General features: G+C 44.6%; 7 protein-coding genes and 2 pseudogenes. 8 read left to right on the top strand and 1 reads right to left on the bottom strand.

Features of this window, described 5'->3' with window-relative positions; genetic code table 11:
- Nucleotides 1-345: 345 nt before the first annotated feature.
- From FD01_RS11625 to FD01_RS11590, 8 genes and pseudogenes are all read left to right on the top strand, one after another.
- On the top strand, nt 346-1,830 hold the full coding sequence (locus FD01_RS11625) for a BglG family transcription antiterminator (RefSeq protein WP_056964437.1): 1,485 nt from the start codon (nt 346-348) through the stop codon (nt 1,828-1,830).
- A pseudogene (locus tag FD01_RS11620) lies at nt 1,808-2,220 on the top strand (PTS sugar transporter subunit IIA). The gene FD01_RS11625 and the pseudogene FD01_RS11620 overlap by 23 nt, the downstream one beginning before the upstream one ends.
- 5 nt (nt 2,221-2,225) lie before the next feature.
- Complete coding sequence (locus FD01_RS11615; RefSeq protein ID WP_040166876.1) at nt 2,226-2,705, top strand: PTS sugar transporter subunit IIA; 480 nt, start codon at nt 2,226-2,228, stop codon at nt 2,703-2,705.
- A gap of 112 nt (nt 2,706-2,817) precedes the next feature.
- A complete protein-coding gene (locus tag FD01_RS11610) occupies nt 2,818-4,155 on the top strand; it encodes a PTS galactitol transporter subunit IIC (RefSeq protein WP_040166872.1) in 1,338 nt (445 codons plus the stop codon).
- Between the two features lie 75 nt (nt 4,156-4,230).
- A complete protein-coding gene (locus FD01_RS11605) occupies nt 4,231-4,533 on the top strand; it encodes a PTS sugar transporter subunit IIB (protein WP_003567994.1) in 303 nt (100 codons plus the stop codon).
- Nucleotides 4,533-5,396 carry a class II fructose-bisphosphate aldolase gene (locus FD01_RS11600; RefSeq protein WP_056964435.1) on the top strand — a complete coding sequence of 288 codons (864 nt, stop codon included), beginning with the start codon at nt 4,533-4,535 and terminating at the stop codon, nt 5,394-5,396. Before FD01_RS11605 ends, FD01_RS11600 begins: the two co-directional genes overlap by 1 nt.
- A gap of 33 nt (nt 5,397-5,429) precedes the next feature.
- Entirely contained in the window at nt 5,430-6,122 is a 693-nt protein-coding gene (locus tag FD01_RS11595; protein ID WP_056964433.1) for a triose-phosphate isomerase, read from the top strand.
- Nucleotides 6,119-6,640 (top strand): YjbQ family protein, encoded by a 522-nt coding sequence (locus FD01_RS11590; protein WP_054719032.1) that lies wholly within the window; start codon nt 6,119-6,121, stop codon nt 6,638-6,640. Before FD01_RS11595 ends, FD01_RS11590 begins: the two co-directional genes overlap by 4 nt.
- A 217-nt stretch (nt 6,641-6,857) precedes the next feature.
- Here FD01_RS11590 and FD01_RS15835 read toward each other — a convergent pair.
- Nucleotides 6,858-7,001: pseudogene (locus FD01_RS15835) on the bottom strand (transposase); the annotation flags it as partial.
- Nucleotides 7,002-7,197: the final 196 nt, after the last annotated feature.

The following is a 7,197-nucleotide window of genomic DNA, read 5'->3' as shown; positions in this document are numbered from 1 at the left end:
GTCCTTTAAAGTAATTCATGCGCACAATCCCTCTTTTCTTGTCACTCAGTATACTAAAATAAAGTCAGCGAGGAAAATTTGCACCAGAACCCAAATAAGTTATTAATCGCGATTAATGATTTATTTGAACCCTGGAAGGTAAACGCGGTTCTGAATGTCTCTTAAAATCTGTCTCAAATATTGACTTCAATCCATCGGACGCTATCGAGTCTTTTGACACAAGTTTCAGACAGATGTCCACAAGCTCAATGTCCGAACCTATGGACACCACATTATGTCGATTGGCAGTGGGCTTCACTATACTATATTTGTAAGCGTTTTCAGATTCGAGGAGGTGTTGAAATAGTGAATCATGTTGGGGATCTTGATCGAGCCTTGTTGGACTATTTGTCTCGAAGTGCCGGTTTTGTCAATGCAGCAGAGGTTGCGGCAGCACTAGGCACGTCAACAAAAACGATTTATCGCCACATTGATCAAATTAATGAGCAATCAGATGAACCTGTGATTCAAACGATTCGTGGGAAAGGTGCGAGGCTGTTGCCGAGTGCATTGCCTGATCTTAGTTCCTCCAATGAGCAGATGGACAGTGCTAGTCAAAGTAGTCTTGAACGAAGAAATCAGGTGTTGGAACAGCTGCTATTTCGAGCACCAGTAAAAATGTCATTGGATGATTTGTATACGGAACAATATGTGAGTGATGCGACGATTGATAATGATTTGTTGTATCTCAAGCGACGATTGGCCAAGAAAAAGTTGGTGCTGATACGGACCGGTCATACCGTTCATATTGAAGGCGAAGAAACACGAATTCGTGAACAACTCAGTGCGGTTTTGCAAAACATGTCCACGATTACCACTGGCGGCACGATTGAAGGCATTACAGATTACGACCAGCAATTCATTACAAGACAGGTACAAGTGATTGAACAAGCGACCGGCGGCAAATTGGTTTATCCGTATAACGTGAACATCTTGTCGCACTTGTACATCTTAATTCAACGCGTCCGGCGTCAAGGAAAAGTTGAGCGGCTGAAGATTGTGAATAGCGTGGAAGTTCGCAAGTTGATGCTGCAGAATATGCATCTTTATCGATTGGCTGAAATTATTATTGGCAACACTGAAGATTACTTGGCTAAACAGTTGCCACCAGAAGAAACGGATTATCTCTTCCAATATTTAATTTCTTCAAGAATCGACAATGAAACGCCTAACGTCAAAATGCTTTCATACAGTCCCAAAGTTCATGAAGTTTCGGCTTTTCTCATCAACTATGTCAATAAGCACTTACCAACTACGCATATTCAACAAACGACTTGGCGGGAGTTAGCTGGTCATGTGGCACCTCTCATTAATCGATTGGAAAACAATATTGCCGTCACAAATGGGTTGTTAACTGATATTAAACGTGAATATGCCAGTTTGTTTGAGGTTTTAGCTGAGGGTACACAGCAAGCGACTAAAAAATTTGCCTTACCTGAAATTTCTGAAAATGAGGTTGGTTTTATCGTCATGTATTTTGCCCGGTTTTTGGAACAGCAGGATCACAAGATTCAAACGTTGGTCATTTGCGCCAGCGGTATTGGCACATCGGAACTGCTCCGAGTCAAACTAGAAAAAACATTTAGAGAATTAAAGATTGACCAAACTGCGACGGGCTTATTCACCGATATTGATATGAACTCACTTAAAAATACGGATTTGATCGTTTCAACCATTGATTTAAAGGGTTCGCAGTATGACAAACTAGCCATTCCAAAGGTATTAGTGAGTGCTGTGTTGTCAAATTTAGATAAGGAGAAGATTCGCCATGCCATTAAAGCAATCGAGTAATGTGAGTTGATCAAAATGAGCGCGCCATTTGATCAGACTCATCTTTTTCAAGTCATCGCGACCAACATTCAGCGAGATGTCCCTGAGTTGACGGCATCAGAGGTTCGCCAACGCATCATGGAACGGGAGCACGAAGGAGAAACGTATATCGGCTATGGTGTTGTCTTATTGCACCTGATCTCTGATGCGGTCTCGGAGGCAGGGGTGCTGCTGATCAAATCCGCGATACCCATGCGTTGGCGATCTGCTTACTCAGGTGAGGATCATCTTGTCGATAAATTCGTGGTACTAGCCATTGCTGCTCACGGCGACGATGGCGCTAAGCTTCGGCCGATCATGCAACAGTTGGCGGACGAAGCATCAACTAATCAATTGTTCGAAATGGAGTGAATGTTATGGAGAAGACAAGCGTGAATCATTTCTTCTCGGATCGCGTGATTACTTTTGATCAAACGTTTTCTGATCGCAACACAGCATTGAAATCGGTTGCGGATCAATTATTAAAGGCGGGAGCTGTCGTGCCGACTTTTGAAAAGGCCATTATTGCGCGGGAACAAACCTATCCCACTGGCTTGCAATTAAATGATGGTATTGGCGTGGCGATTCCGCATACGGATGCCGATCAGGTTATCCATGATCAGATTGGTTTTGTTTCTTTAAAAACCCCAGTTGAATTTCGGCAAATGGCGAGTGCCACAGACGTTGTGTCTGTTAATTATTTATTTGTTCTGGCGCTCAAAACAGCGCATCAACAATTGGACATGTTGCAGAAATTAATGGGGTTGTTTGCTGATGATACTAAAATGATAGCTTTTAGGAAAATTACAACAGCAGATGACTTCATTCATTTCATGACGGAACAGGGTGTTTTGTAACGGCACGTGTGAGAAATTTTGCAGCAAGGCAGTTGTTTAAAGAGAGCGTGAACAAGCGCGCTTATCTGGGAATTTCTGCGACTGTAAACGCGTTTAAAGGAGGAGAACTTCAATGCAAGTACTTCAATGGATCGTCAATTTAGGGGCGAGTGTCTTCTTGCCAATACTATTGTTTCTTTTTGGGCTCGCATTGCGAATCAAACCAGGCAAAGCGTTTAAATCCGCACTGACAATTGGGATTGGGTTTATTGGTCTGAACTTGGTGATTAATTTACTGACAACCAGTTTAGGACCAGCAACAAAGTCAATGATCAGTAATTATGGTTTGCATCTCAGCAGCATTGATGTTGGGTGGCCGGCAGCTTCAGCGATCGCATATGGCACAGCATTAGGCGCGATGGCTATTCCCGTTGGCGTTGGTACGAATATTATTTTGCTGATTCTTGGCCTAACCAAAACGCTGGATGTCGATATTTGGAATTATTGGCACGTCGCGTTTGCCGGTTCCATTTTGTACACACTGACAGGCAACATGTGGCTGGGGCTTGCCACGATGGTTGTGGTGACCATGTTCACGTACTTCTTCGCTGATCTGAGTGCACCAACTGTCGGCAAGTATTACGGTTTGGAAGGCATTTCCTTCCCGCATGGTTTGTCAGCCCCAGGTTACGTCTTCGCGTTGCCATTCAACTGGTTGTTTGATCGGATTCCTGGCATCAACAAGATCCATCTGGACGCTGAAACAATTCAAAAACGCCTAGGTGTGTTTGGTGATACGACGGTCATCGGCGCCATTATCGGGTTAATCATCGGCTTTCTTGCCCAACAACCACTGAATAAGGTTCTGAACCTGGCTGTCAGTATGGCAGCGGTCATGATGTTGATGCCGCGCATGGTTTCACTGCTGATGGAAGGCTTAACGCCTATCTCTGAAGGCGCCAATGACATGATCAAAAAGCATTTTCCAGGTCGTAAGTTATACATCGGGATGGATAGTGCTTTGGCCATTGGACAAGGTTCCGTTTTGTCATCAGCACTGCTGTTAGTGCCGATTACGTTACTACTTGCCATTGTTTTGCCAGGGAACAAGGTCTTACCGTTTGGTGATTTAGCAACGATTCCATTCTTCATCGCATTGTTTGCCGCCGTCTTTAAAGGCGATATTTTCAGAACCGTAATTGCAGGGACCGTTGATATTGCGATTAGCCTCTATGTTGCGAGTTGGGCGGCGCCGTTGATCACCAAACTAGCCAAGGCTGCCAGTTTCAATATGGGTGGCAACAACTCTATCTCAGCCTTGAGTGATGGCGGATTGTGGACCAACTTTATCTATCTCATGATGGGTGAAAAGTTCCAGTGGCTCGGCGTCGGTGTGTTGTTCATCGTCGCATTGGGTCTACTATTCTGGCTTAACAAAGTCCGGGACAAGCAAGAAAACGTTGCAGCCTAAGTTCAGTGTAGCTAGAAAACGTGAAATGCAGCCTGATTGCTAGGCCGGCTCGTGCTTACAAAAAGGAGAAAAATCATGACACAAAAGTTATTAGTTATCTGCGGTACCGGTGTTGCCACTTCAACCGTCGTCATGGGCAAGCTTAAGACTTGGTTGGACAATCAAGGGCTTACAAAAGACGTGACGTTGTACCAAAGCAAAGTGGCTGAGGAAGTCAATCATATTGATGATTATGACATCGTGGTTTCCACAACATTGGTACCAGATTCGATTAAAGAGAAAGTTATTGATGGCGTGCCATTGCTGACTGGCATTAATGCCGACAAAGTTTATGACAAGATCAAGCAGGATATTGAAACTGGGAAGGAGAAAAAATAATGCTCATTTCTTCAAAAAACTTGTTGTTAACGGCGCGCGAAGGCGGGTTCGCGATTCCACACTTCAACTTTTGGGATGAAATGTCAGCTCGTGCTCATGTAGCGGCTGCTGAGAAGAAAAATGTGCCGATATTGTTGGCATGGGCACAGAAGCATGAAGCCGATATTGATATTGATGAAGCTTTGACTCTAGGCAAATTCTATTGCGCCCAAGCCAAGATCCCCATTGTTCTGCACCTCGATCATGGGTTCTCACCAGACCTGGTCAAATATGGTATTGATCATGGCTTTACGTCGGTGATGATTGACGCCTCTGCTGAAAAGTTCGATAAAAACGTTGCCGTGACGAAGGATGTCGTTGATTATGCCCATCAACGCGGGGTCGTTGTTGAGGCGGAAATCGGCCATGTCGGCACTGGCTTGAGTGCGGATGACGCCAATCAGTATACCGAGGTTGAGGCGGCTGTCGAGTTTGTTAAACGTACCAACGTTGATTCTTTAGCCGTGTCAATCGGTACCTCGCACGGGGTTTATAATAGTGCCAAGACACCACATCTGAATTTTGAGCGGCTCAGTGAATTGCGACAAGCAGTTGCAGTGCCATTGGTTCTCCACGGTGGGTCGTCATCTGGTGATGAGAATTTAAGCAAGGCCGCGGCACTGGGTATCACTAAGGTCAATATCTACACTGACTTGGCCAATGCTGCCTTGCATGCAGCCCAAGCAGAGCCTTATGAAAGTGTTCTTAAGATGATCGAAGCCGAACAGAAAGCAGTTGAAGCACTGGATGAGCACTATGTTGATGTTTTCAATACGGCCAAGTTGCATCAAGTTGAAGAGAAAACGGTACTCGGTGCGCTGTGAGTTTCAATCTTTTCAAGAAAGGGTGATGTTGGAATGGCAAGTGTTAAGAAACCTTTTTTCATTGTGAATCCTAAGTCGTATCTTTATGGTGATGATGCCGTGAAGCTGGCAAAAATTGCGGATGAGATTGCTGCCAAAAAGCATCTTGACTGTTTATTTACGGGGCAACTGATTGATCTGCCACGGATCAAGGCGGCAACGAGCCACTTGATCATCACGGCACAGCACATGGACCCGCTGCTTCCCGGCCGTGGCATGGGCCATGTTTTACCTGAAGCCCTGAAAGCTGCGGATGTTGAAGCGGTTGTCCTGAATCATGCTGAAAATCCGCTGGAAATCGGTGTTTTGGATAAGACGATTACCCGTGCTAAAGCGGTCGGTTTAATGACCATTGTCTGTTCCGACACGCCTTCTGAAAGTCGCGCGATTGCGAGTCTGCACCCAACCATGATGATTTGCGAACCAACCAGTTTAATTGGCACCGGAAGTATCAGCAATGATGACTATATTAAAGAAACCAATGATGCCGTTCGCAGTGTTGATCCTGACATTTTGATCATGCAAGCAGCTGGCGTTAGTACTGGCGCAGACGTCAAAAAGGTATTGGCATTGGGTGCTGATGGAACTGGTGGCACAAGCGGTATTATTAATGCCCCTGATTGGCGCGCAAAATTGACGGAAATGATGGGTGCAATGGCGGCATACAAGGAGGCACAGTTAGCATGACAGTTAAAAGTGAAGTGTTAGATCTAACTTCAAATGGCCATCGGGTGACATTTCATAATGTGACTGATCAGGTGAAACAATTTGTGAAGGCCAGTGGCGTTCAAAATGGCATTTGTGTCGTTCAATCGCCACATACAACTTGTTCGGTGATCTTTGAGGAGTTTACGCATGATCGGGACTTTAATGGCGACGAGTATCTGCTAGTCGATATGAGCCGTCAACTGGATAAATTGGTCCCGCGAGAACTCACGGAAAATACGAACTATAAGTATCCTGGCCCTAAGCATATTGACTTCCTGCATAGCATTCAGGACAACCCTGCCTATAAAGGTGATGATGGCACTGTTTTGAATGGAGATGCCCACATTCGAGCTTCAATGTTCGGCGCAAGCGAAACTTTTGTGATTCGTGATGGTGAGATTCAAACCGGATCAGTTGGGTCTATTTACTTTGTTGACTGGGACCAAAATCGCGTCCGTACAAGACATTGCAATGTGCTGGTACAGGGTGAAGTTTGACGGCAGGTATTTTTAGATAAACATTATTTTTAACGGTATATGGCGTAAATAATCTGATAGCTGCCTATTTAACCAGCTATTGATTCTATGATACAAGTTTATGCAGATATCAATGCTTTTAATTCATTTACGACTAAGAAACCGATGAGCCTTAAGGCTCATCGGTTTCTTGGCTCTTCGTCAACTGTTGTTGGTGAATCCATATTTCGAGTTCTAATTACTTCGTGATTAGGGCTCTTTTTGTTTTGATTTTGAAAACGTATAGTACTCGAGTTCTAAACCTCCAGAAGCTGCGATAGCCAAAACTGGCTCGTTTGATCGCCTTGATTTTATTATTAGAACCTTCCAAAGGACCATTTGAATGTAAGCACCCAATCGACCGTCGCTTAAAGCAAAGAGGTCCGCTTCCCTGAATCTGGGAACGGGCCTCTATTGATTTTCAAGACGGTCTGTTATTGGGTGCTTACCTTAGAACAGCTGGTGACAGAAGGTATCGATTACTTTAGTGGCTGTTCAAAAACGCGTAGTGACTGATACTAGTGATTTTAAGACGTTAC

This window comes from Lacticaseibacillus manihotivorans DSM 13343 = JCM 12514 (assembly GCF_001435035.1).
In the GTDB taxonomy this organism is placed as follows: Bacteria; Bacillota; Bacilli; order Lactobacillales; family Lactobacillaceae; genus Lacticaseibacillus; species Lacticaseibacillus manihotivorans.
Note: the sequence above shows the minus strand (reverse complement) of the source record. Positions and strands in the feature narration are given on the sequence as shown.